This window comes from Streptomyces sp. TAA040, assembly GCF_000424845.1.
Window position 1 is genome coordinate 303,572 of sequence record NZ_AUKR01000005.1, and the last position, 21,320, is coordinate 324,891.

The 21,320-nt window shown below is 71.9% G+C and carries 18 protein-coding genes, 1 tRNA gene and 1 riboswitch; of the genes, 10 read left to right on the top strand and 9 right to left on the bottom strand.

What is annotated here, in order from left to right:
* Position 1: 1 nt before the first annotated feature.
* Genes ehuD through ehuB form a run of 3 tightly spaced genes read right to left on the bottom strand, consistent with a single transcriptional unit; the run spans position 2 to position 2,294 of the window.
* On the bottom strand, positions 2 to 649 hold the full coding sequence (gene ehuD / locus H300_RS0105285; RefSeq protein ID WP_028426609.1) for an ectoine/hydroxyectoine ABC transporter permease subunit EhuD: 648 nt from the start codon (positions 647 to 649) through the stop codon (positions 2 to 4).
* Positions 646 to 1,389, bottom strand: a complete 744-nt coding sequence (ehuC, locus tag H300_RS0105290; protein ID WP_028426610.1) for an ectoine/hydroxyectoine ABC transporter permease subunit EhuC — start codon at positions 1,387 to 1,389, stop codon at positions 646 to 648. Before ehuC ends, ehuD begins: the two co-directional genes overlap by 4 nt.
* The gene (ehuB, locus tag H300_RS0105295; protein WP_078515725.1) at positions 1,386 to 2,294 is read right to left on the bottom strand and encodes an ectoine/hydroxyectoine ABC transporter substrate-binding protein EhuB; all 909 of its coding nucleotides are present in this window, start codon (positions 2,292 to 2,294) and stop codon (positions 1,386 to 1,388) included. The genes ehuC and ehuB overlap by 4 nt, the downstream gene beginning before the upstream one ends.
* Positions 2,295 to 2,475: 181 nt before the next feature.
* On the opposite strand from ehuB, the gene H300_RS0105300 reads away from it, so the two are divergent.
* From H300_RS0105300 to glxA, 6 genes are all read left to right on the top strand, one after another.
* On the top strand, positions 2,476 to 3,126 hold the full coding sequence (locus tag H300_RS0105300; RefSeq protein WP_028426612.1) for a nucleoside/nucleotide kinase family protein: 651 nt from the start codon (positions 2,476 to 2,478) through the stop codon (positions 3,124 to 3,126).
* A gap of 93 nt (positions 3,127 to 3,219) precedes the next feature.
* A complete protein-coding gene (locus H300_RS0105305; protein ID WP_028426613.1) occupies positions 3,220 to 3,813 on the top strand; it encodes a lytic polysaccharide monooxygenase in 594 nt (197 codons plus the stop codon).
* Positions 3,814 to 4,026: 213 nt separating this feature from the next.
* Positions 4,027 to 4,100, top strand: a tRNA-Lys gene (locus H300_RS0105310).
* Positions 4,101 to 4,375: 275 nt separating this feature from the next.
* Positions 4,376 to 4,531 (top strand): surface protein, encoded by a 156-nt coding sequence (locus tag H300_RS30910; protein ID WP_106966692.1) that lies wholly within the window; start codon positions 4,376 to 4,378, stop codon positions 4,529 to 4,531.
* Between the two features lie 483 nt (positions 4,532 to 5,014).
* Positions 5,015 to 7,066, top strand: coding sequence for a glycosyltransferase family 2 protein (locus tag H300_RS25070; protein ID WP_078515726.1), 2,052 nt, complete (start codon positions 5,015 to 5,017; stop codon positions 7,064 to 7,066).
* Between the two features lie 109 nt (positions 7,067 to 7,175).
* On the top strand, positions 7,176 to 9,167 hold the full coding sequence (glxA, locus tag H300_RS25075; protein WP_037979129.1) for a radical copper oxidase GlxA: 1,992 nt from the start codon (positions 7,176 to 7,178) through the stop codon (positions 9,165 to 9,167).
* Positions 9,168 to 9,221: 54 nt separating this feature from the next.
* On the opposite strand, the gene H300_RS0105330 is transcribed toward glxA, so the two are convergent.
* The 4 genes from H300_RS0105330 to H300_RS0105345 all read right to left on the bottom strand — a co-directional run bounded on the left by H300_RS0105330 (position 9,222) and on the right by H300_RS0105345 (position 12,755).
* Complete coding sequence (locus H300_RS0105330; protein ID WP_028426614.1) at positions 9,222 to 10,271, bottom strand: glycoside hydrolase family 6 protein; 1,050 nt, start codon at positions 10,269 to 10,271, stop codon at positions 9,222 to 9,224.
* A 250-nt stretch (positions 10,272 to 10,521) separates the two neighbouring features.
* Positions 10,522 to 11,193 (bottom strand): class F sortase, encoded by a 672-nt coding sequence (locus tag H300_RS0105335; RefSeq protein ID WP_051269530.1) that lies wholly within the window; start codon positions 11,191 to 11,193, stop codon positions 10,522 to 10,524.
* Between the two features lie 42 nt (positions 11,194 to 11,235).
* Positions 11,236 to 11,835, bottom strand: coding sequence for a hypothetical protein (locus tag H300_RS25080; RefSeq protein ID WP_051269496.1), 600 nt, complete (start codon positions 11,833 to 11,835; stop codon positions 11,236 to 11,238).
* Between the two features lie 140 nt (positions 11,836 to 11,975).
* Positions 11,976 to 12,755 (bottom strand): HAD-IIA family hydrolase, encoded by a 780-nt coding sequence (locus H300_RS0105345; protein WP_028426616.1) that lies wholly within the window; start codon positions 12,753 to 12,755, stop codon positions 11,976 to 11,978.
* A gap of 201 nt (positions 12,756 to 12,956) precedes the next feature.
* Between H300_RS0105345 and H300_RS0105350 the strand changes: the two genes are divergently transcribed.
* Positions 12,957 to 14,042, top strand: coding sequence for a Gfo/Idh/MocA family protein (locus H300_RS0105350; protein ID WP_028426617.1), 1,086 nt, complete (start codon positions 12,957 to 12,959; stop codon positions 14,040 to 14,042).
* A gap of 78 nt (positions 14,043 to 14,120) precedes the next feature.
* Entirely contained in the window at positions 14,121 to 14,777 is a 657-nt protein-coding gene (locus H300_RS0105355) for an MSMEG_1061 family FMN-dependent PPOX-type flavoprotein (protein WP_028426618.1), read from the top strand.
* Positions 14,778 to 15,175: 398 nt separating this feature from the next.
* Here the strand turns inward: H300_RS0105355 and H300_RS0105360 are convergent, their stop codons facing one another.
* Positions 15,176 to 16,504 carry a DUF445 domain-containing protein gene (locus H300_RS0105360; RefSeq protein ID WP_028426619.1) on the bottom strand — a complete coding sequence of 443 codons (1,329 nt, stop codon included), beginning with the start codon at positions 16,502 to 16,504 and terminating at the stop codon, positions 15,176 to 15,178.
* Between the two features lie 241 nt (positions 16,505 to 16,745).
* Here H300_RS0105360 and H300_RS0105365 point away from each other — a divergent pair, with 241 nt between their 5' ends.
* Positions 16,746 to 18,056 carry an SGNH/GDSL hydrolase family protein gene (locus tag H300_RS0105365; protein ID WP_028426620.1) on the top strand — a complete coding sequence of 437 codons (1,311 nt, stop codon included), beginning with the start codon at positions 16,746 to 16,748 and terminating at the stop codon, positions 18,054 to 18,056.
* 376 nt (positions 18,057 to 18,432) lie between these two features.
* A complete protein-coding gene (locus H300_RS25085; protein ID WP_051269498.1) occupies positions 18,433 to 20,781 on the top strand; it encodes a transglycosylase domain-containing protein in 2,349 nt (782 codons plus the stop codon).
* An 82-nt stretch (positions 20,782 to 20,863) separates the two neighbouring features.
* Here H300_RS25085 and H300_RS0105375 read toward each other — a convergent pair whose 3' ends face one another.
* A complete protein-coding gene (locus tag H300_RS0105375; protein ID WP_028426621.1) occupies positions 20,864 to 21,184 on the bottom strand; it encodes a DMT family transporter in 321 nt (106 codons plus the stop codon).
* Positions 21,185 to 21,214: 30 nt separating this feature from the next.
* Positions 21,215 to 21,280: riboswitch (guanidine-III (ykkC-III) riboswitch) on the bottom strand.
* Positions 21,281 to 21,320: the final 40 nt, after the last annotated feature.

A 21,320-nucleotide genomic window follows, 5' to 3' on the forward strand; every position in this document is an offset into this window, starting at 1 on the left:
GTCACTGGACAAGACGACGCTCCAGGGATCGGAGGAGGAGGGAGGCCGGGTAGGCGATGAGGATGAAGGCGACACCGACGACCGTGTAGGCCTCGAAGGTGAAGGTCTCGTTGCTGAACGAGCGCGCTTCGCCGAGCATCTCCAGCGCACCGATAACGAAGATCATCGGGGAGTCCTTCAGCATCGACACCACGTAGTTGCCCAGCGCGGGCACCACCCGGCGGATCGCCTGCGGGAGGATCACCGAGGTCCAGGTCCGGCGGCGCGGCAGGCTCAGCGCGGTGGCCGCCTCCCACTGCCCGACCGGCACCCCGTCGATACCGGCCCGGTAGACCTCGGCCGTGTACGTTGAGTAGTGCAGGCCGAGACCGATGATGCCGGTGGCCAGGGGGGACATCGAGGGTCCCCACTCGGGTACGACGTAGAAGAGGAAGAAGAGCTGCACGAGCAGCGGGGTGTTGCGGATGAACTCGGTGAACGCGGTCACCGGCCAGCTCACCCACTTGGCAGAGGAGCGCTGCGCCATCGCCCAGACGAGGCCGAGCGCGAAGGCGATCAGGCTGCCGACCACCAGGGCCTGCAAGGTGACCTGCACCCCGTCCCAGAAACGCGGCATGAAGTCGCCGACGACTTCCCAGTCCCAGTTCATCCGATACCTCCAGCGCCCTGCGACGCGGCCTGCGTGCTCTCACCGCGCGCGCTGAGCTTGCGGCTGATGAATCCGGCGCGCTTCGGCGGCGCCTGGCCGATCCCGGCCTTGGCGTGCCGTTCGACCGCCCGCATACCGCGGGTGAGGAGGAACGCGATGACGAAGTACGCGACGAGCAGCAGGGTGTAGGCGGGCGTGCTCTCCGTGGTCGCCAGTCGGGCCAGGTTGCCGGCGAAGGTCATGTCCGCGACCGAGATGACCGAGACCAGCGCGGTGCCCTTCAGCAGCTCGATCAGCAGGTTGTTGAAGGGCGGCACCATCTCCGGCCAGGCCTGCGGGATCTCGATGCGCCGCAGCCGCTGCATCCGGGTGAAGCTCAGGGCGATCCCGGCCTCGCGCTGCGCCGGCTCGACGGAGGCGAGCGCGCCGCGGACGACCTCGGCACCGTACGCCCCGTAGGTCAGGCCCAGGGCCAGCACGCCGGCGGCCATGGGCACGAACTGCCAGCCGAACATCAGCGGGAAGGCGTAGGCCGTCCAGAGCATGAAGATCAGGGCTGAGGTGCCGCGGAAGATCTCGAAGTAGCAGCCGGCCAGGAAGCGCACGACCCACCAGCGGGAGGTGCGGGCGACACCGATCCCGAAGGCGACCACCGCGGCGAGCGCCGCGCTGTAGAGGGTCACCTGGATGGTGATCCAGACGCCGGGCAGGAACCAGTTCGTGAGGATTCCAGTCGTCATGAGCACAGCTCCTCGGCGGTGAGATCGGTCATCTCGTCCTCGGTGAAGCCGTACGGTCCGACGATCTCCAGGAGCTCCTTGTTGTCGTCGGCCTTGAGCTTGTGCAGTTCTTCGTTGAAGGCGTCCCGGAAGTTCTTCTCCGACAGGCGGAACGCGAAGCCGCCCGCCCCGTAGGCCGGCTCACCGTCGACCACGGGTTGGAAGGCCTCGGTGGCCTGCGCCCTCGGCGCGTTCTTGACGACGTCGGTGACGGTGATGTTGGTACCGGCGAAGGCGTCCGCCCGGCCCTGCACCACGGCGTCGAGCCCGGCCACCTGGTCGGGCAGGATCAGGATGTCCTTGACCCCGGCCGCCTCGGCGTACGCGATCTCCGCGTACGCCTGCCCGCTGGCCAGCCGCAGCCCCTTCTCGACGATGTCCTCGTAGCGGCTGATGTTCTGCGGGTTTCCCTCGGGGACGATGAAGGAGTCCAGCATCAGGTAGTCCGGGTCGGCGAAGAGGACCTGCTCGCAGCGGGTCGGGTTGATGTACATCCCGGCCGACACCACGTCGAACTGCTGCGCCTTGAGACCGGGGATGAGGGCGCTGAACTCGGTCGGCACCGGTTCGACGTTCTCGATGCCCAACCTGGGGAAGATCACCTTGGCGATGGCGGGGGCCTCGCCCGCCGGTTCGCCCTCGCGGTTGATGTAGCCGAACGGTGGTTCACTGGCGATTCCGATGCGTACCGTCCCGCGGTCGCGAAGTCGCTCCAGGAGGTCGCCGCCCTCCACGCGGCCCTCGTCAGGTGCTCGGCTGCACCCCGCAGCGCCGAGCGCACCCAGCGCCGCCACACCGGTGAGCAGTGAGCGGCGGCTGATCCCACTTTCAGCGATTGTCTGAATCTTTCTCGGTGGTCGAGCCATGGGCGCGCGGCTACCCACGTGGCGCTGGTCTATGCGAGCCGTTTCCAGCCGGTGACCATGCCGTTGCGCGCCGGTGCTGCCCACGAGGCGCTCAGCAGGGCGAATTCACCCGCCGGCCCGCCGGGGGCATGCGGGCGCACCCCGGCTTCCGTGACCTGCCCGGCCGGGCAGGCTGGTACGCATGCGTACCGAGGAACTCCTGAAGCTCGCCCGTGAGGCCACCGCCCGGCCTGGCGAACCGGCCGCCGTCCTGGGGCTGGCCGGCCCGCCGGGCACGGGCAAGTCCACGCTGGCCACCGTGCTCTGCGCCGGCCTGCGGGAACGGTACGGTCCTCACGCGGCCGGCTACGCCCCGATGGACGGCTTCCACCTGTCGAACGTGCAGCTCGGTCGGCTCGGCCTGACCGACCGCAAGGGCGCTCCGCAGACCTTCGACGTGGACGGCTACGCGGCGCTGCTGGCCCGGCTCGCCGCGCCGGGCGCTCCGGACGTCTACTGCCCGGACTTCGACCGGGAGCTGGACGAGCCGGTGGCCGCCCGGCACGTGGTGACCGCCGGGACCCGGCTGGTGATCACCGAGGGAAACTACCTCGCCTGCGAGCTGCCCGGATGGGACGTGGTCCGCACGCACCTCACGCTGCTCTGGTACGTCGAGACGCCGCCCGCGGTGCGCCGGAAACGCCTGGTGGAACGGCAGCTGGCCGGGGGCAGGGAGAAGGCCGCGGCGGAGGCGTGGGTGGCGGGCAACGACTGGCCGAACACCGAACTGGTCCACTCCTCCCGGGACTCGCCCCGGGTGGACCGGCTCGTCCATTGGTCTGGACACGGCTGAGCGGAGGGCACTAGGTTCGGCCGTGGTCTAGACCGCAACCCCCACTGCTTGCCGCGAGCACTCCGATACACCCCCCACGAGAGAGAGCGAAGCATGCGCAAAAAGATCACAGCCGCCGTCACCGGCCTCGGCCTCGCCGGTGCGACCATGTTGCTCACCGGCGGCACCGCCCAGGGGCACGGCTACAGCGACACGCCCACCAGCCGGCAGGCCTATTGCGCCGACGGCACGGTCAGCGACTGCGGATCCATCCAGTGGGAGCCGCAGAGCGTCGAGGGGCCGAAGGGCTTCCCCGAGGCGGGACCGGCCGACGGGGAGATCTGCTCCGGCGGCAACGCGGGCTTCTCCCAGCTCGACGACCCGCGCGGCGGCGGCTGGCCCACCACCCAGCTCACCGGCGGCCAGGGCTACACCTTCCAGTGGAAGCTGACCGCCGCCCACGCGACGACCGACTTCCGGTACTACATCACCAAGGACGGCTGGGACCCGAGCCAGCCGCTGACCCGGGCCGACCTGGAGGCGCAGCCCTTCATGACGGTTCCGATGGGCGGCCAGCAGCCGGACTTCGAGTGGAGCCAGCAGGGCACCGTGCCGACCGGCAAGTCGGGCAAGCACCTGATTCTCGGGGTGTGGAACATCGCCGACACCGCGAACGCGTTCTACTCCTGCGCCGACGTGCAGTTCTGATCGACGCGGAGTTCCGCGGGGGCGGCGCCCGGGGCGCCGCCCCCGCGCCGGGCGGGTGACGCGGGTCCCGGGTCACCCGCCCGGCGCAACGGTGCGGCTCCGGCCCGGAGCGGGGTGCCCGGCCGGAGCCGCACCGGGAGCGCTCACCCTGCACGACGCGGGGCACTCCCCTGCATCGGGTACGATGCTTCCGCCGGTCACGCACCGGCGTCCGCGCCGTTAGCTCAGTCGGTTAGAGCAGCTGACTCTTAATCAGCGGGTCCGGGGTTCGAGTCCCTGACGGCGCACGTGCAGCAGAGGCCCTCCGCCGCGGCGGAGGGCCTCTGCGCGTCTCCGCCCTCCCCGGCCACACCTGTTCCGCGGGCCGCGACCCGGTCGCGGGCACCGACCCCTTCGACCACACTGAGCGGTGCGGCGAGGACCGGCTCCGCCGGACGCACACCGCGTTGCGCGGTTCTCCACCGGAAGACCGGGCGGATGTGCTCCGATCCTTGCTGGAGATGGTCGTGCCGCGGCGGTCCGCCGGGCCCCCGCGACCCGACCCGGTTCGAGGGAGTTGACTGTGAGCGTCCCGGTACGAGAACACGTCCGGCAGGACGAGAATCCGCACGAGCCGCACGAGCGGGAACCGAGGGCCGTCCTGACGGCGCCGGTCCTGCTGCTCGCGGGTGTCGAGGACGAGGAGGCCGAGTCGCACATCTGCCGCGGCATCGACTGAGCGGCGCGATCGCCGGCCACCCCGGACCCGCCCGACCCTGCCCGCCACACGAACGGCGCAGCCCCCATGGAACGCCGGGGCTCCCACCGGAGCCCCGCCCCGGCGCGTCCGCGGCCCGAACAACGGCCCACCGGGTACGACCGGCCGCGGAACCGCTGGTGACCGGGAGCGTGCCCCGGACATCTCTTTGATCACATTCGCGGCGCCAAACCGGGCGATCAGCGACAAACAGCCCGTACTTCTGTTGCGATCAAGCGAGCCGGTCCGGAAAGCTGATGAGCGATCATCGCACCCGGATGTGCCCTTCCCGGCGGGAGAGACCGAAAGGGACATCCCGGGAACCGGGACGCGACCGTCCGGTGTCTGTGGGAGCAGCGGCGCAGGACGCGCGCCCCTCGTCCCGATCCCATCCGGTGCGGGGCCATCGACGACGCGGAGCGACACGACGGCACGCAGCCTTGCTGCGTGCGGGGGGATGGACAGATGACGGCGGAACGACGTCGGGCCGAACCGCAGGAGCACGACGACCCGTCGCAGACCACCAAGCTGCGGCTGCCGCGGCAGCCGCGCGGTGGCGGCTCGGGCACGCTCGGGCGCGGCACCCGCTGGCCGCGCAAGGCGCCGCCGCGGTACGACTACGAGCACTACAGCCGCCTCGCCGGGCCGCTGACCCAGCCGGACCCGAGCAGGCCGTACCGGGTGAAGTACCGCAGCCTGCTCAGCGACGAACCGCACCGGATCAGGGCCGCGCTGCTGCTGGCCGCGGCGCCCCTGCTGTCGCTGGGCCTGTTCCTGTGGCTGATGCAGCCGCAGCACTGGACCGAGCGCGACGAGGGCTCCGTCTCCGACCTCGTCCTCAAGCTCGACATCGTGATGCTGGTCGCGATCGGCCTGATCGAACTGTTCCGCACGCTCAACGTGCTCTCCAACTCGCACGCCACCCTGGTGGCCCGGGACCCGATACCGGTCGTCCCCGAGGCCGGCACCCGGGTCGCCTTCCTGACCTCCTTCGTTCCCGGCAAGGAACCGATCGGGATGGTCACGAAGACGCTGGAGGCCGCGGTGAGGATCCGGCACCGCGGCACCATGCACGTGTGGCTCCTGGACGAGGGCGACGACCCCGAGGTCCGCGAGGTCTGCCGGCGGCTGGGAGTGCACCACTTCAGCCGCAAGGGCGTCGCCGAGTGGAACACCGCGAAGGGTGCCTTCCGGGCCAAGACCAAGCACGGCAACTACAACGCATGGCTGGACGCGCACGGTGAGGACTACGACTTCTTCGCCGGCGTCGACACCGACCACGTGCCGCTCCCGAACTACCTGGAGCGGATGCTGGGCTACTTCCGCGACCCGGACGTCGGCTTCGTTATCGGCCCGCAGGTCTACGGCAACTACGACAACTTCGTCACCAAGGCCGCCGAGAGCCAGCAGTTCCTCTTCCACGCGCTGATCCAGCGCGCCGGGAACCGGTACGGCTCGCCGATGTTCGTGGGCACCAGCAACGCGGTGCGGATCTCGGCGCTGAAGCAGATCGGCGGCCTCTACGACTCCATCACGGAGGATATGGCCACCGGTTTCGAGATCCACCGCCACCGCAACCCGGCGACGGGGAAGAAGTGGCGCTCCGTCTACACACCGGACGTCCTGGCCGTCGGCGAGGGCCCCAACGCCTGGACGGACTTCTTCACCCAGCAGCTGCGCTGGTCCCGGGGCACCTTCGAAACCATCCTGAGCCAGTACTGGAAGGGCTGGTACTCGCTGCCGGCGGGCAAGCTCTTCAACTACACCATGATGATCATCTTCTATCCGATCTCGGCGCTCAACTGGATTCTCGCCGCCCTGAGCTGCGCGCTGTTCCTGGGCTTGGGCGCTTCCGGTGTGCAGATCGACCCGGTCATCTGGATGATGCTCTACGGCAACGCCTCCGCGCTCCAGGTCGGCCTCTACATCTGGAACCGGCGGCACAACGTCTCCCCGCACGAGCCGGAGGGCTCGGGCGGCCTGGCCGGCATGCTGATGTCGGCGCTCTCGGCGCCGATCTACGCCCGCTCGCTGCTGGACACCGTGCTGCGCCGGAAGAGCAAGTTCGTGGTCACCCCCAAGGGCGACTCGGCCAGCCCCGACACCCTGTTCGGGACCTTCCGCATCCACCTGTTCTTCATCCTGGTCTTCGGCGGCTCGCTGGTCGGCTCGTTCTTCCTCGGCCACGACCACCCGGCGATGCTCACCTGGGCGAGCCTGGCCCTGCTCATCACGGCCGCGCCGATCATCGGCTGGCAGGTGACTGTCCGCAAGGAGCTGAAGCGGCGGAGGGCGACCCGCTCCGGACCGCCTGCCGTCGGCCCCTCTCCCACGGGAGCTCCGGCTCCCGTCTCGGCGGAGGCACCGCACCTCCCCACCGCGCCGCACACACCGGCCGACGGCACCGCGGCACGGCCTCCGGCCGACGGCGGCGCCGGTTCCGATGCCTGGGCCGCACCGCCGGCGCGTCCCGCACACCGCACGCACTCCTTCCCGCCGCCCACCACGCGGCCGTGAACCGTCGGCGGGCGCCCCGCGGGCGCGCCCGCCGACGACGTGACGACGAACCAGAAGCAGCCCGAACCACCCCCCGGGGACGCAGCCCGGGAGACGCAGGAGCACGCCGGTGAGATACCGTCCCAGCCGCCGCACCAAGCGCGTCGGAATCGCCACAGCGGCACTGTTCGTGGTGGCCGGAATGAACGCCCCCTGGGTCTTCCGCTACAGCAGCGAGCAGTTCCACGACTGGAACATCAACCGGGCCGAGTACAAGGCAGAGAACGGCCTCTGGCAGGTGGTGGACGTACCGGAGGAGTACCGGATCAACACCATCCACGCCGCCCTGCTGCACACCGGCAAGGTGCTGCTGGTCGCGGGTTCCGGGAACGACGCGGAGCAGTTCGAGGCGAAGACCTTCCGCAGCGTGCTGTGGGACCCGGAGAAGGACACCTACAAGAACATCCCCACGCCCAAGGACATGTTCTGCGCCGGCCACACCCAGCTGCCCAACGGCAACCTGCTGATCGCCGGCGGCACCCAGCGGTACGAGACGCTGGAAGGGGACGTCGAGAAGGCCGGCGGCCTGATGATCGTCAGCAACGAGAACCCCGACAAGCCGGTGACCCTGCCGGAGGGCACGGAGTTCAAGGGCAGCGACAGCGGCAAGGTCTTCGTCACGCAGCAGTCGCTGCTGGTGCCGCGCGCCGAGAAGAAGGTCGACCCGGTGACGGGAGAGGCCACCGTCACCGCCAGCCAGTCGCGGATCTACGTCGAGGCGGAGCGCAAGGGGCGCAAGTACTCCACCGGTGACACCGACCAGTACACCGTCACCGGACTGGACGCCGCGGACCGGAAGAACGTCTACGGCATCGCCAACAAGCTCTCCTTCGACAAGAAGGACTTCCAGGGCATCAAGGAGTCCTTCGAGTTCGACCCGGTGGCGGAGAAGTACCTGCCGGTCGACCCGATGGACGACGCCCGCTGGTACCCCACGCTCACCACGCTGGAGGACGGCCGCGTCCTCTCGGTCTCCGGGCTGGACGACATCGGCGAAGTGTCCAAGAAGGTCGAGCTCTACGACCCCGACACCCGGGAGTGGACGACGCTTCCCGAGGAGCGCTACTTCCCGACCTACCCCGGGATGTTCCTCGCCGAGGGCGGCGACCTGTTCTACTCCGGCACCAGCTCCGGCTACGGCCCGGCGGACGAGGGCCGGGTGCCGGGCCTGTGGGACTGGCGCACGGACACCTTCGAGGAGCTGCCCGGGATGAGCGACCCGGACGCCCTGGAGACCGCGATGGCCGTCCTGCTGCCGCCGGCGCAGGACCAGAAGTACATGGTCCTCGGCGGCGGGGGCATCGGCGAGAGCACCAAGGTCACCGACAAGACCCGGATCATCGACCTCGACGAGGACGAGCCACGGTTCACCGACGGACCGGAGCTCTACGAGCCGGCCCGCTACCCCAGCAGCGTGATCCTGCCCGACGACTCGGTGCTCACCACCAACGGCTCCGGCGGCTACCGGGGCTACAGCGACAGCAACGTGCTGAAGGCGCAGATCTACGACACGGGCAGCAACACCTCGCGCCCGGTCGCCGATCCGCTGGTCGGCCGCAACTACCACTCCGGAGCGCTGCTGCTGCCCAGCGGCAAGGTGATGAGCTTCGGCTCGGACTCGCTCTTCGCGGACAAGGCGAACACCAAGCCGGCCGAGTTCCAGCAGCAGATCGACCTCTACTCGCCGCCCTACCTGTTCCAGGGCGCACGCCCGGAGCTGCACGACGACGGCGAGGAGCCCCAGGAGGTCGAACTGGGCGGCGCCGCGGAGTTCCGCACCGCCGACGCCGGCGCGGTCGAGGAGGTCCGGCTGATCCGGCCCAGCTCGTTCACCCACGTCACCAACGTCGAGCAGCGCTCCCTCGCGCTGGACTTCGAGCGGACCGAGGACGGCATCGAGGTGACGCTGCCCGAGGACCCCACCCTCGTGCCGCCGGGCTACTACATGGTCAACGCGGTGGACGGCGAGGGCGTGCCCTCCGAGGCGGTCTGGCTCAAGGTGCCGGTCCTCGACTCCCCGGACCCCGCGGACGTCCTCGACGGCGCGGAGACCGCGGACTGACCGGACCGCCGCACGCCCCCGCGCGGGCCGCCCCGTGTCGGGGCGGCCCGCGCGTCAGCTCTGCTCGGCGTTGCGGGCGAGGTCGAGGGCGTACTCGTTGAACCACTGGCCCGCGTCCGGCCCACCCTTGCACTGGCCGTCCGACTCGCCCGGGCGTTTGACCCAGACGAAGGCGTCGACGTTCTTCTCGCCGGTATCGGTGGTGGGCGGCTCGCCGAGCGCACGGCCCGGCGGGTTGCACCAGGCCTCCTCGTCCTCCATGCCCTCGACCGGGCCGTTGCCGTTCCGGCTGGTGTCCACGATGAACGACTTGCCGTCGAGCATCGAGGAGAGCGTGTCACCGTACTCGACGTTCTCCCGCGTGGTCTGGTAGTTGGAGACGTTCAGCGAGAAGCCGTCCGCCTCCTCGACGCCCGCCCGCTTCAGCGGCTCGACCATGCCGCCCGCGTCGCGAACCCAGCGGGGGTTGCCGGCGTCCAGGTAGACCCTGGTCGAGGGCAGCGCCTTGAGCTTGGTGACCGCTTCCCGCATCACGTCGTACTGCTCCTGATGGAACTCCTGCGGGACGCAGCCCGGGACCAGGATGTGCGCCAGCGCGTCGGGTTCCAGGACAACCCAGGCCTCGCGGTCCCCGATGCCCTCGACGACCTGGTCCAGCCACGCGCGGTACGCCGCGCCGTCCGCGGCGCCGCCCTGCGAGTACTGGTCGCAGTCGCGGTGCGGGATGTTGTAGAGGACGAGCAGCGCGGGACGGCCCGCCTCCTCGGCGGCCGCGGTGATGCGACGGGTCTCGGCCGAGGTGTCGTCGGTGCCGATCCACTCGCCCACCGGCTGGTCGGCGATCTTCTCGATGAGGGCGGCCTCGTCCTCCCTGCCGTCCGCGCGGGCCTGGTCGAGCGCCTGGGCCGCGCTGCCGTCCGGGTTCACCCAGAACGGGGCGTCGGCGCCCTGCTGCTGCGTCCGGCGGTTCTCGTCCCCGCCGGTGTCGTCGCCGCCGCTGCCGGAGCACGCGGTCAGCAGGGCCATCGCCACCAGCGCCACGGCACCGGTGCGGAGTCCGGTACGGGCGGTTCGGTGCGTGCGGCCGGCGTCGTCGCCGTACATCCACTCCCCCTTGGATACGGTGGAAACCGGTCGTTGCCCATCGTGGCACATTGACAGTCCCGATGCGGGCTGGGAACCCCCGTCCGACGCCTGACCGCGGCGCCGCCGCCGGGTCCGTCTTCACGAGCGCCGGCCACGTCGTCGCCGCCACCGGCGGCTCCCCGCACGAGTGCTCCGACGACGGGCGGCACCTCCTGCCACGGCTCGGGGCGCCGCACCATGACCGGTCCCCGCGCCCGGCCGCACGCCCTCAGACCCGGTCGGTGGCGGGGCCTTCGGCGGTCGTCCCGCTGCCGGAACCGGTGAGATAGGCGGAGACGACCACGTTCGCGGTGTACGCCTGCTGTTCGCGGTCGAAGGTGCCGCCGCAGGTGATCAGACGCAGCTCGGCGCGCCCCTCGCTGCGCGCGCCGTAGGCCTTCTGCGCGTCGAACCCGGCCCGCTGGACCACGTCCACGGACTCCACGGTGAACTCCGCGACCGAGCCGTCCGCCCGGGTGACCTCGACGGCGGTGCCGGGCTCCACGGTGCTCAGCCCGTAGAAGACCGCCCTTTCGCTCTCGGTGTCCACATGGCCGACGAGCAGGGCCGCCCCGGCCGCGCCGGGGACCGGCCCTGCGCCGAACCAGCCGACCGTGCCCGCCCGGGCCAGCGGCGGCGGGTCGATGGCCCCGTCCGCGTCCAGCCCGCGCGCGACCACCGGGGCCGAGACCCCGAGCTGCTCGATCTCGACGTGCCGGGGCGCCGCCTCGGAGGCGGCCGCGTCCAGCGGCGCGTGGGCGGGCGGCAGCGGACGTCCGTCCACCGTGCCACCCGACCTGGCCACGTCACCGAGCACCGGGGCGGTGAAGTCCCCGTCGGTGAGGTCCTTCCCCCACAGCCAGAGCGCCAGGAGCAGCACGGCCCAGGCCGTGACCGTCATCAGCCGGCCGGTGCCGGCGTGTCCCTCCTCCGCCACGGCGGTTCAGCCGCCGGGCCGGTCCGCCGCCCGCCGGCGCAGCCGGGCGGCCGCCACGAGCCCCACTGCCGCGGCGCCGGTCAGGCCCAGTACGAGCGGGTCGTACGGGCCGCCGGCCTCCGCTGCGGTGCCGCCGCCACCGGCCCGCACCGGTGCGGTGGGCTTCAACGGCTCGGGGGAGGGTCGGCCGCCGACGACGCGGAACCGGCCCTCGGCGATGCCCTTCTTCAGGTTGCCGGTCCTGTCGTAGCAGTCGACCACGACCCGGTACGCGCCGGGATCGACGCGGCCGCGGATGCTCGCGTCGGCGACCAGGCTGCTGTCCGCGGCGGACTTGAGCGCCACCGACGCCACGAAGGCCTCGGAACGGGCGATGCCCTTGTCGCCGTCGCAGCTGTCCACCCGCAGCTCGACCTCGCCCCCGGCCCGCACCTTCGACGGCCGGACCTCGACCGAACCGGCGTACCTCCCCGGCTCCTCGTAGGCGGACCCGGCCGCGGGCGCGGCGCCCGGGGGCTGGGCGGCACCCGCCGGCTGGGCCGTGCAGACGGCGACGGTCGTCAGGGCGGCGCAGAGAGAGGCTCTGCGGATACGTGCGGTGCTCATGCGGGGACCTCCGGCTCGGTACGTATCCGAAGATCCACCGCCCGTTCCCGGAGCGCATCCCGGGCCGGTCCGATCGGGGCGCCGCGCCCGGCGCGGGAGCCCGTCCCGGCCGGGCGGGCGGGCCCCGCACCGGCCGGTGGTCAGATCCGTTCGACGAGGTCCGCGATGGACTGGACGACCTTGGACGGCTTGAACGGGTGCCGGTCGACCTCCTCGGGACGGGTGAGCCCGGTCAGCACCAGGAAGGTCTCCATGCCCGCCTCCAGACCGGCCAGCACGTCGGTGTCCATCCGGTCGCCGACCATCGCGCTGGTCTCCGAGTGCGCACCGATCTTGTTCAGGCCCGCGCGCATCATCAGCGGGTTCGGCTTGCCGACGAAGTACGGCTCCTGGCCGGTCGCCTTGGTGATCAGGGCGGCGACCGAACCGGTGGCCGGCAGCGGCCCCTCGGCGGATGGTCCGGTCTCGTCCGGGTTGGTGGCGATGAACCTGGCGCCGTCGTTGATGAGCCGGATGGCCTTGGTCAGCGCCTCGAAGCTGTAGGTGCGGGTCTCGCCGAGCACCACGTAGTCGGGGTTCGCGTCGGTGAGCACGTAGCCGATGTCGTGCAGCGCGGTGGTGAGCCCGGCCTCCCCGATGACGTAGGCGGTGCCGCCGGGCCGCTGGTCGTCGAGGAACTTGGCGGTGGCCAGGGCGGAGGTCCAGATGTTGTCGACCGGCACGTCCAGGCCCAACCGGGCGAGCCGGGCGTGCAGGTCGCGCGGAGTCTGCATGGAGTTGTTCGTCAGCACCAGGAAGGGCTTGCCGGACTCGGTCAGCCGCTTGATGAAGGCGTCCGAGCCGGGGATCGGCACGCCTTCGTGGATCAGCACCCCGTCCATGTCGGTGAGCCAGGACTCGATGGGCTTGCGTGTCGACACTGCTGAACTCCTGCCGTGCGCGGTGCGGGAAGTGCGGGGGCGGACGGCCCCAGCCTAGTGCGGGGCGCCCACCCGGTCGTCGGCCGTCCGCACTGCGGGCCGGCCCGTACGGCGGCGGCCGGGAACGGCCCCCGTACGATGGCCGCGACATCGGGGCCGCGCACCGCGCGGTCCACGACCGCACGACCCGAGGCACTGACTGTGAACCGAACCGGCACGCCCGAGGAACCGCTGCGAGTCGGCCTGATCGGCTACGGCCTGGCCGGCTCGGTCTTCCACGCACCGCTGATCGCGGCCACCGACGGCCTGGTGCTCGACACCGTGGTCACCGGCAGTCCCGAACGGCAGGAGCAGGTACGGCAGGCGTACCCGGAGGCGGACTGCGCCGACGGACCGGACGGGTTGTTCGCGCGGGCCGGGGAACTGGACCTGGTCGTGATCGCCTCGCCGAACCGCACCCACGTGCCGCTGGCCCGGCGGGCGCTGGAGGCGGGGCTGCCGGTGGTGGTGGACAAGCCGGTGGCGGGTACCGCCGCCGAGGCCGAGGAGCTGGCCGCGCTGGCCGAGGAGCGCGCGCTGCTGCTCTCGGTCTTCCACAACCGGCGCTGGGACAACGACTTCCGCACGCTGCAGCACCTGCTCGCGGACGGCGCGCTGGGAGAGGTCCGCAGGTTCGAGTCCCGGTTCGAGCGGTGGCGGCCCCGGCCCAAGGGCGGCTGGCGGGAGTCGGGCGACCCGGCGGATCTCGGAGGTCTGCTGTACGACCTCGGCAGCCACGTGGTGGACCAGGCGCTGACCCTCTTCGGCCCGGTGGACACCGTCTACGCCGAGTCGGACGTGCGGCGGCCCGGGACGGAGGCGGACGACGACACCTTCCTCGCCCTCGCCCACCGCGGCGGGGTCAGGTCCCACCTCTGGGTGAGCTCCACCGCCGCCCGGCTCGGCCCCCGCTTCCGGGTGCTGGGCAGCGAGGCGGCGTACGTGAAGTACGGCCTCGATCCGCAGGAGGCCGCGCTGCGCGCCGGCGAGCGGCCCGCGGCGGACGCCGTGTGGGGCGCCGAGCCGGAGTCCGCTTGGGGCACCGTGGGCACGGTGGACGGGACCCGGCCCGAGCCCACGCTGCCCGGTGACTACCCGGCCTACTACGCGGCCGTCGCCGACGCGCTGCGCACCGGTGCGGCACCGCCGGTGACCGTGGGGCAGGCTGCGGCGGCGCTGCGCGTGCTGGAGGCCGCCCGCGTCTCGGCGGCGGAGGCGCGCACCCTCCGGATCCCGCCGGACGCGTGAGGGTGATCGTTCCGCTGAAGTGAGGTGAGCCTCACCACCACCGCTCGGCCGTCACAGGTCCGGACCCGGGAGACCTCCCTGTCGCACCTCGCGCCGCCCGGTGCCGAAGACCGGTCGGCGCTCCCGGCGGATCCGGTCGGCACGGCGGCTCCGCTCGGCGCGCAGCGCGGGGAGCCGGCACCGCACGGTGAGCCGGACCCGGCATCGCGGGACGGCTGGACGGAACTCGGGTCCGCCGCGCAGCTGCGCGAACTGCTCGGCACCCCCTTTCCGATCGTGCTGGACAAGGTCAAGGCGCGGCTGAACGACGAGGACCGGCGAGTGCTGCCCCGCTCGCCGTTCTGCGTGGTGTCCAGCTCGGACGCGGACGGCGGCTGCGACGCCTCGCCACGCGGCGACGCGCCCGGTTTCGTCCGGCCGCTGGACGCGGGGACGGTGGCGATACCGGACCGGCCGGGCAACCGGCGCGCGGACGGCTTCCACAACATCCTCGGCAACCCGCACGTCGGTCTGCTGCACCTGGTGCCCGGCAGCGCGGACGTGCTGCGGATCAAGGGCCGGGCACGGATCGTGACCGACGCCCCGTTCTTCGACGACATGGTCGTCCGCGGGCTGGGCCCCTCGCTCGCCCTGGTGGTGGAGATCGACGAGGTCTACCCGCACTGCCCGCAATCGTTGCGCCGGGCCGGCATCTGGCAGCCGGAGACGTGGCCGGAGCCGCTGCCCCGCCGTTGACCGGCGGCCGAGAGGAGCACGGCCGGGCGACGGGTACGGCCGGGCGACGCGGCAGCGGTGCTCAGGCCGCGGCGAACCGCTGCCGCTGCCGTCCGGGGCGAGGGCCGGGAGCCGGCCGCCGTCCAGCGCCGCGGCGATCCGGCGCAGCGCCGCCGCTTCGCCGAGCAGTCCGCCGTCGATGTCCGGCACCGTGCCGGAGAGGTCGCGGAGGGCCCCGGCACTGGCCACGGCGGCCGGGCGCTCCGTTCCCGCAGGTCCCACTCGCAGCAGCTTCACAGGCACACTCCCGTGCTCGACGGGTGGCGAGGGGGACGGCCATCGAGTCTTCGGACGATCGTCCGAGAAGTCGTTCAGCGGCACAACCCCGCATTCACCCACCGGACCGCAGCCCCGCCCGGTCAGCCGCCCAGGGCCCGGGTGGCGGTGTGGATGGCCAGTCCGGCGAGAGCGCCGACGACCGTGCCGTTGATCCGGATGAACTGGAGGTCCCGGCCGATGTTCGCCTCGATCTTGCGGGAGGTCTGGTCCGCGTCCCAGCCCTGCACGGTCTCGGTGATCAGCGAGGTGATCTCCGCCCGGTAGGTGGTCACCACATGGGTGGCAACCCCTTCCGTCCAGCCGTCCAGCTTGTGCTGGAGGCGGTCGTCCGAGGCGAGCCGGGAGCCGAGCGACAGCAGCGAGGCGCGAGCCCGGAGCCGCAGCTGGCTCTGCTCGTCCCCGGCCGCCGCCACGATCATCGCGCGCACCGAGGTCCAGGCGGAGGCGATCAGGTCCTGGACCTCGTCCCGGGCGAGCACCTCGGACTTCAGCCGCTCCACCCGGGCCCTGGTCTCCGGATCGGTTTGCAGGTCGACGGCGAAGTCCGCCAGGAACCGGTCCAGCGCGCCGCGCGCCGGATGGTCGGGCATGTCCCGCATCTCCTCGGCGAACCGCAGCAGTTCGCGGTAGACCCGGTCGCCGATCCGCTGGTCGACGAAGCGCGGCGTCCAGCCCGGCGCTCCTCCGGCGACCGCGGCCATCACCGGTTCGCGGTGCTCCACCAGCCACTCGTGCGCCTTTCCGCAGACCAGGTCGACGAACCGGCGGTGGCCCGCGTCGTCCACGACCCGCTGGAGCAGTGTGCCCAGCCCGGGCGCGATCTCCCGGGCGTCGGCCCGGCGGGTGACGGCCTCGCCCACCACCGCCTGGACATCGGCGTCCCGCAGCACCGCCAGGGCTCCCCGGACCGCGGTAGCGAGTTCCGCCGTGACCCGGTCGGCGTTGGCGGGCTGGGCGAGCCAGGCACCGAGCCGGCTGCCGATGCCGACGGCGCGCAGCCGCTCCCGCACGACCCCCTCGGACAGGAAGTTGTCCCCGACGAAGTCCCCGAGGTTCTGCCCGAGCTGGTCCTTCTTGGTCCTGATGATCGCCGTGTGCGGGATCGGCAGGCCCATCGGGCGCCGGAACAGCGCCGTCACGGCGAACCAGTCGGCCAGCGCTCCGACCATGCCGGCCTCGGCCGCGGCCGCGACGTAGCCCGTCCAGGCGCCCGCGCCGGCGCTCGCGGCCCACTCGGCGAACCCGTAGACCAGCGCGGCCAGCAGCAGCGCCCCGGTCGCGATCCGCTTCATCCGGTGGACCCCGCGCTGCTTCTCCTCGTCCGCGGCCGTGAAGGCACCGAAGTCCCGGGTGATCCCCGCCGCCGGCGCGGCCCCGACCGGCCTCTCGACACGCTCTGTCCGCTCCATGCGCTCCCGCCCGTTTGTCGCTGTTCCCCGTGCATTGTCACCCGCCGCCGCGGGCCGGCGGAGAGCGGGCGCGGAGAACGGGCGCGGGAAAACCGGGGTCCGGCGCAACGTCAGCCCGGCACCGCGCGTCACAGTGTGCGGCGGGCAGGGCAGGACGCCCGGCCACCACGCGGCGCGTGGGATCATGGCAAGCGCAGAACGACCGCCCGAGGGGACCGCGCATGACGACTGGCAGACGCCGATGAGCAGGAACACGGGATACGCCCTGCTGGCCGGGCTCCTCGCGCTGGTGGTCGTGGTCTCGGGCGCACTCTTCGTCGGCTTCGGCGGGGCCCCGGAGGGCACCCGGGCCACCGCGGGCGGCTCCCGGAGCCCGGCGGCCCCCGCTTCCTCCGGGAGCTGGGTCGGCACCTGGGCCTCCTCCCCCGCAGCCGCTGAGCCCGACTCGGAGGACGGCTACCCGGACATGTCGATACGGAACGTGGTGCACACCTCGGTGGGCGGTTCCGCGGCCCGGATCCAGCTGTCCAACCTGTTCGGCGACCAGCCGCTGACGATCGGCGCCGCGACACTGGCGCTGGCCTCGGAGCCCAGCACCCCGATCGCCGCCGCCGGATCGATGCGGCGGCTCACCTTCGGGACCCAGGAGTCCGTCACCATCCCGCCCGGCGGGGTCGTCACCAGCGACGCCGTCCGGCTCAACGTGCCGCAGGCGGCCGACCTGCTGGTCACCACGTACGCCTCCGGGCCCTCGGGGCCGGTGACGTACCACCCCTTCGCCCGGCAGACGAGCTTCCTGGCCGCGGGCGACCGGACCGGGCAGGTCGAGGGCGACGCGTTCACCGAGGAGACGCCGTACTGGCGCTACCTCTCCGGAGTGGACGTCTGGTCGCACGAGGCGGACGGAGCGGTCGTCGTGATCGGCGACTCGATCACCGACGGCATCACCTCCAGCACCGGCGCGAACCGGCGGTGGACGGACTTCCTCGCCGCCCGGCTGCGCACCGAGCGGGGCGCGCCCCGCTACAGCGTGCTGAACCAGGGCATCAGCGGGAACCGGGTGCTGGTGGACGGCAATCCCGACTCGCCGAGCAACGGGCCGAGCGCGGTCTCCCGACTCGACCGGGACGTGCTCTCCCGGACGGGCGTGCGCACCGTGGTGATCCAGCTGGGCATCAACGACATCATCAAACTCCCGCAGCAGGACGACGCCGGGCTGATCGTGGCGGGGCTGGAACAGTTGGCCGGCGAGTCCCGCGGGCGCGGCCTGAGGGTGGTGGCCACCACCCTCACCCCGTTCGGCGGCTACGCGAAGCACACCCCCGAGCGGGAGGCGGTCCGCACCGAGGTCAACCGGCGAATCCGCGCCAGTGAGGCCTTCGACGCCGTCGTCGACCTGGACGCCGCGCTGAGCGACCCCGAGCACCCCGAGCGGCTCCGTGCCGCCTACGACTCCGGCGACCACCTGCACCCCAGCGACCACGGCTTCCGCGCCATGGCCGACGCGGTCGCCCTGGCTGAGCTGCGCGCGAGCACCGCCGCCCGGTTGTGAGCGCCCGCCCGGCCAGCCGCGTCGTCCCCGCGGGCCGGGCCGGGCGGGGCGGGCGTGCGATCCCTCACACCGGCGACAGGCCGCATCAGGCCTCCCTTTCATGACTTCAGCCGTCCTGATGGACATGAGGCGTGGCGCGGAACACCTCGCGGCCCGGCGTGGCCTCCCGAACTCCGTGGAACCCGCCGGAAGTCGGTGGTGACCGATGAGCCACCCCAGCGGTCAGCCGTCCGAGTGACCGGCGCCACCGAAAGGAGCCGTCACAGGCATGTCACAGGTCTGCTCCGTCACCGGAATACCGCGTACATGATGCGACAGTGTCTTATGGGACGTTCGACGCGAATCGGCCCACCCCGCACGAGGAGTCCCCGCACAGATGAGTGACGAGCCCGGTACCGCCCGACCAGAGGAGCCGCACCCCGACAGCCCGCCCGGACGCACCGGCGCACGCCGTCTGCTGCCGAACTGGCGCGCGGCCCTGGGGGGCGTGCTGCTGCTCCTGGTGCTCGGTTCCGGCGCCATGGTGGCGGGTTACCTGCTGGTGGACATCCCCGCGCCCAACCAGGCCGCCGCCGCCCAGACGAACGTCTACCTCTACTCCGACGGCAGCAGGCTGGCCAAGAAGGGCGACGTCAACCGGGAGAACGTGAGCCTGTCCCAGGTGTCGCTGCCTGCTCAGCGGGCGATACTCGCGGCGGAGGACCGGGACTTCTACCAGGAGTCGGCGGTGGATCCGAAGGCGATGGCGCGCGCCGCGTGGAACATGGTCCGCGGCGGCGCCAAGCAGTCCGGCTCGACGATCACCCAGCAGTACGTGAAGAACTACTACCTGAGCCAGGACCGGACGATCACCCGGAAGGCCAAGGAGTTCTTCATCGCCATCAAGCTGGACCGCGAGGTGAGCAAGGAGGAGATCCTCCGCGGCTACCTCAACACCAGCTACTTCGGCCGCAACGCGTACGGCATCCAGGCCGCGGCGCAGGCCTACTACGGCAAGAGCGCCAAGGACCTCACCACCGAGGAGGGCGCGTACCTGGCCGCCCTGGTGAACTCCCCCAGCGCCTACGACGTCACCGCCCACCCGGAGAACCGCGACCAGGTGACCGCCCGCTGGAAGTACGTGCTGGACGGCATGGTCTCCGAGGACTGGCTGTCGCCGGCCGAGCGGGCCGGGATGGAGTTCCCCGAACCGAAGAAGGCGAGCCCGGCCTCCGGCCAGTCCGGGCAGCGCGGCTACCTGATGAACGCGGTCGACGAGTACCTGGTGGAGCAGGGCATCGTCGAGGAACAGCGGCTCAACGCCGGCGGCTTCCGGATCACCACCACCATCGACCGCGAGAAGCAGGGGGCGCTGGTCGACGCCGTGGACGAGCAGCTGATGTCCCAGCTCAGCGAGGACCGCGAGGTGGACGAGTACGTCCGGGCCGGGGGCACGTCCGTCGACCCGGCCACCGGCCGCGTGGTGGCGCTGTACGGAGGTATCGACTACACCGAGCAGTTCATCAACAACGCCACCCGCCGCGACTACCAGGCAGCTTCCACCTTCAAGCCCTTCGTCTACGCGTCCGCCCTGCGCAACGACTCCACGACGCAGGACGGTGAGCCCATCGGCCCGTACACGACCTATGACGGCACCAGCAAGCGCGAGGTGACGAGCGACGGCCAGGAGACCGGCTGGGCACCGCAGAACGAGAACGACATCTCCTACGGTCCGGTCAGCGTCACGGAGGGCATGGACAAGTCGATCAACGCGGTCTTCGCCCAGATGGGCATCGACGTCGGCCCGGAGAAGATCAAGGACACCCTCGTGCGGCTCGGCATCCCTGAGAAGACCCCGGAGCTGGCCGACGCCCAGGGCTCGATCGCGCTGGGCACCGCCACCCCCAGCACCCTGGACCTGGCGAACGCCTACGCGGCGCTGGCCGACCACGGCCGGAGCATCGAGCACACCCTGGTCGACGAGGTCACCCAGGGCGGCGAGAAGATCAGGCTCCCGGAGCGGAAGTCGGAGCAGGCCATCTCCCGGGAGGCAGCGGACGGCACGACGGCCGTCCTGCGCAGCGTGGTCGAAGGCGGCACCGGCTCCCAGGCCCAGTCCGCCGGGCGGCCGGCGGCGGGCAAGACGGGCACCGCCGAGAACGACAGGGCCGCCTGGTTCGCGGGGTACACCCCGGATCTGGCCACCGTGGTCTCGGTGATGGGCCAGGACTCCGAGACCGGAGCGCACAAGTCGCTCTACGGTGCGGCCGGCCAGCCGAAGATCAGCGGCGGCTGGTTCCCCGCCAAGATCTGGGGGCAGTACACCGAAGAGGCCCTGTCCGGCTCCGCCGCCGACGACTTCGATCTGAGGGTCGAGGACTCCGAGCCGTCGCTGCGGCCCTCCACTCGTGCCCCGGACACCCCCGACGAGACACGGCAGGTTCCCGAGCCGCCGTCGACCCCCGAGTCGCCGGACGACTCCTCGGAGGGCGCCACCGGCGGAACCGGAGGCCAGGACGGCGGCGCCGACGGCGGAACGGACGGCGGTGCCTCCGACGGCGGGACCGCGGACGGTGGCAGCGGCGGCGACGAGGGTGGTACGGCGGACGGCGGCACCGGCAGCCCGGACGGCGGTACCACCGACGGCGGGACGGGCACCAGCAGCGGCGCCCCGGAGGACCCGGGAGAGGGGGCCACCGGCACGCCGGGCGAGCCACCGCCGCGGTTCGAGGGATTCCTCGACTGACGGCAGGCACTCGGCTGACGGCAGGCACCGGGTCCCGCACCCCCGCTCCGGGCGCGGGACCCGGCTCTCCGGGCCCGGGGGCTCAGTGCCCGGAGGTCGCCTTCAAGCCGACCACGGACACCAGCAGCAGCCCGATGAAGAAGATCCGGGCCGCGCTGACCGTCTCGCCCAGCAGGACCATGCCCACGATCGCCGCTCCCGCGGCGCCGATGCCCACCCAGACGCCGTACGCGGTGCCGATCGGCAGAGTGCGGGCCGCACGGGCGAGGAGGAACATGCTCGCCGCGATCCCCAGAACGGTGAACACGCTCGGCCACAGCCGGGTGAACCCGTCGGTGTACTTCATCCCAATGGACCAGCCGACCTCCAGCAGACCGGCGACGGCAAGCAGAACCCAGGCCACGACAGCGCCTCCGTGACGGTGCGGATACGGGGTGCGTCGTCTTTTCCTCGGGCCCGGTACGGCGCGTCTCGTCGGGTGCCTCCAGTATGGCAAACCCTCTGCCCCGGGACAGCGGCTTCCTCCGGCAGAGCCCCGG

Excerpts from the sequence above, each read along its gene's own strand:
- ehuD (WP_028426609.1), bottom strand. The coding sequence starts at position 649 with ATGAACTGGGACTGGGAAGTCGTCGGCGACTTCATGCCGCGTTTCTGG.
- ehuC (WP_028426610.1), bottom strand. The coding sequence starts at position 1,389 with ATGACGACTGGAATCCTCACGAACTGGTTCCTGCCCGGCGTCTGGATC.
- ehuB (WP_078515725.1), bottom strand. The coding sequence starts at position 2,294 with ATGGCTCGACCACCGAGAAAGATTCAGACAATCGCTGAAAGTGGGATC.
- H300_RS0105300 (WP_028426612.1), top strand. The coding sequence starts at position 2,476 with ATGCGTACCGAGGAACTCCTGAAGCTCGCCCGTGAGGCCACCGCCCGG.
- H300_RS0105305 (WP_028426613.1), top strand. The coding sequence starts at position 3,220 with ATGCGCAAAAAGATCACAGCCGCCGTCACCGGCCTCGGCCTCGCCGGT.
- H300_RS25070 (WP_078515726.1), top strand. The coding sequence starts at position 5,015 with ATGACGGCGGAACGACGTCGGGCCGAACCGCAGGAGCACGACGACCCG.
- H300_RS0105330 (WP_028426614.1), bottom strand. The coding sequence starts at position 10,271 with ATGTACGGCGACGACGCCGGCCGCACGCACCGAACCGCCCGTACCGGA.
- H300_RS0105335 (WP_051269530.1), bottom strand. The coding sequence starts at position 11,193 with ATGACGGTCACGGCCTGGGCCGTGCTGCTCCTGGCGCTCTGGCTGTGG.
- H300_RS25080 (WP_051269496.1), bottom strand. The coding sequence starts at position 11,835 with ATGAGCACCGCACGTATCCGCAGAGCCTCTCTCTGCGCCGCCCTGACG.
- H300_RS0105360 (WP_028426619.1), bottom strand. The coding sequence starts at position 16,504 with ATGGAGCGGACAGAGCGTGTCGAGAGGCCGGTCGGGGCCGCGCCGGCG.
- H300_RS0105365 (WP_028426620.1), top strand. The coding sequence starts at position 16,746 with ATGAGCAGGAACACGGGATACGCCCTGCTGGCCGGGCTCCTCGCGCTG.
- H300_RS25085 (WP_051269498.1), top strand. The coding sequence starts at position 18,433 with ATGAGTGACGAGCCCGGTACCGCCCGACCAGAGGAGCCGCACCCCGAC.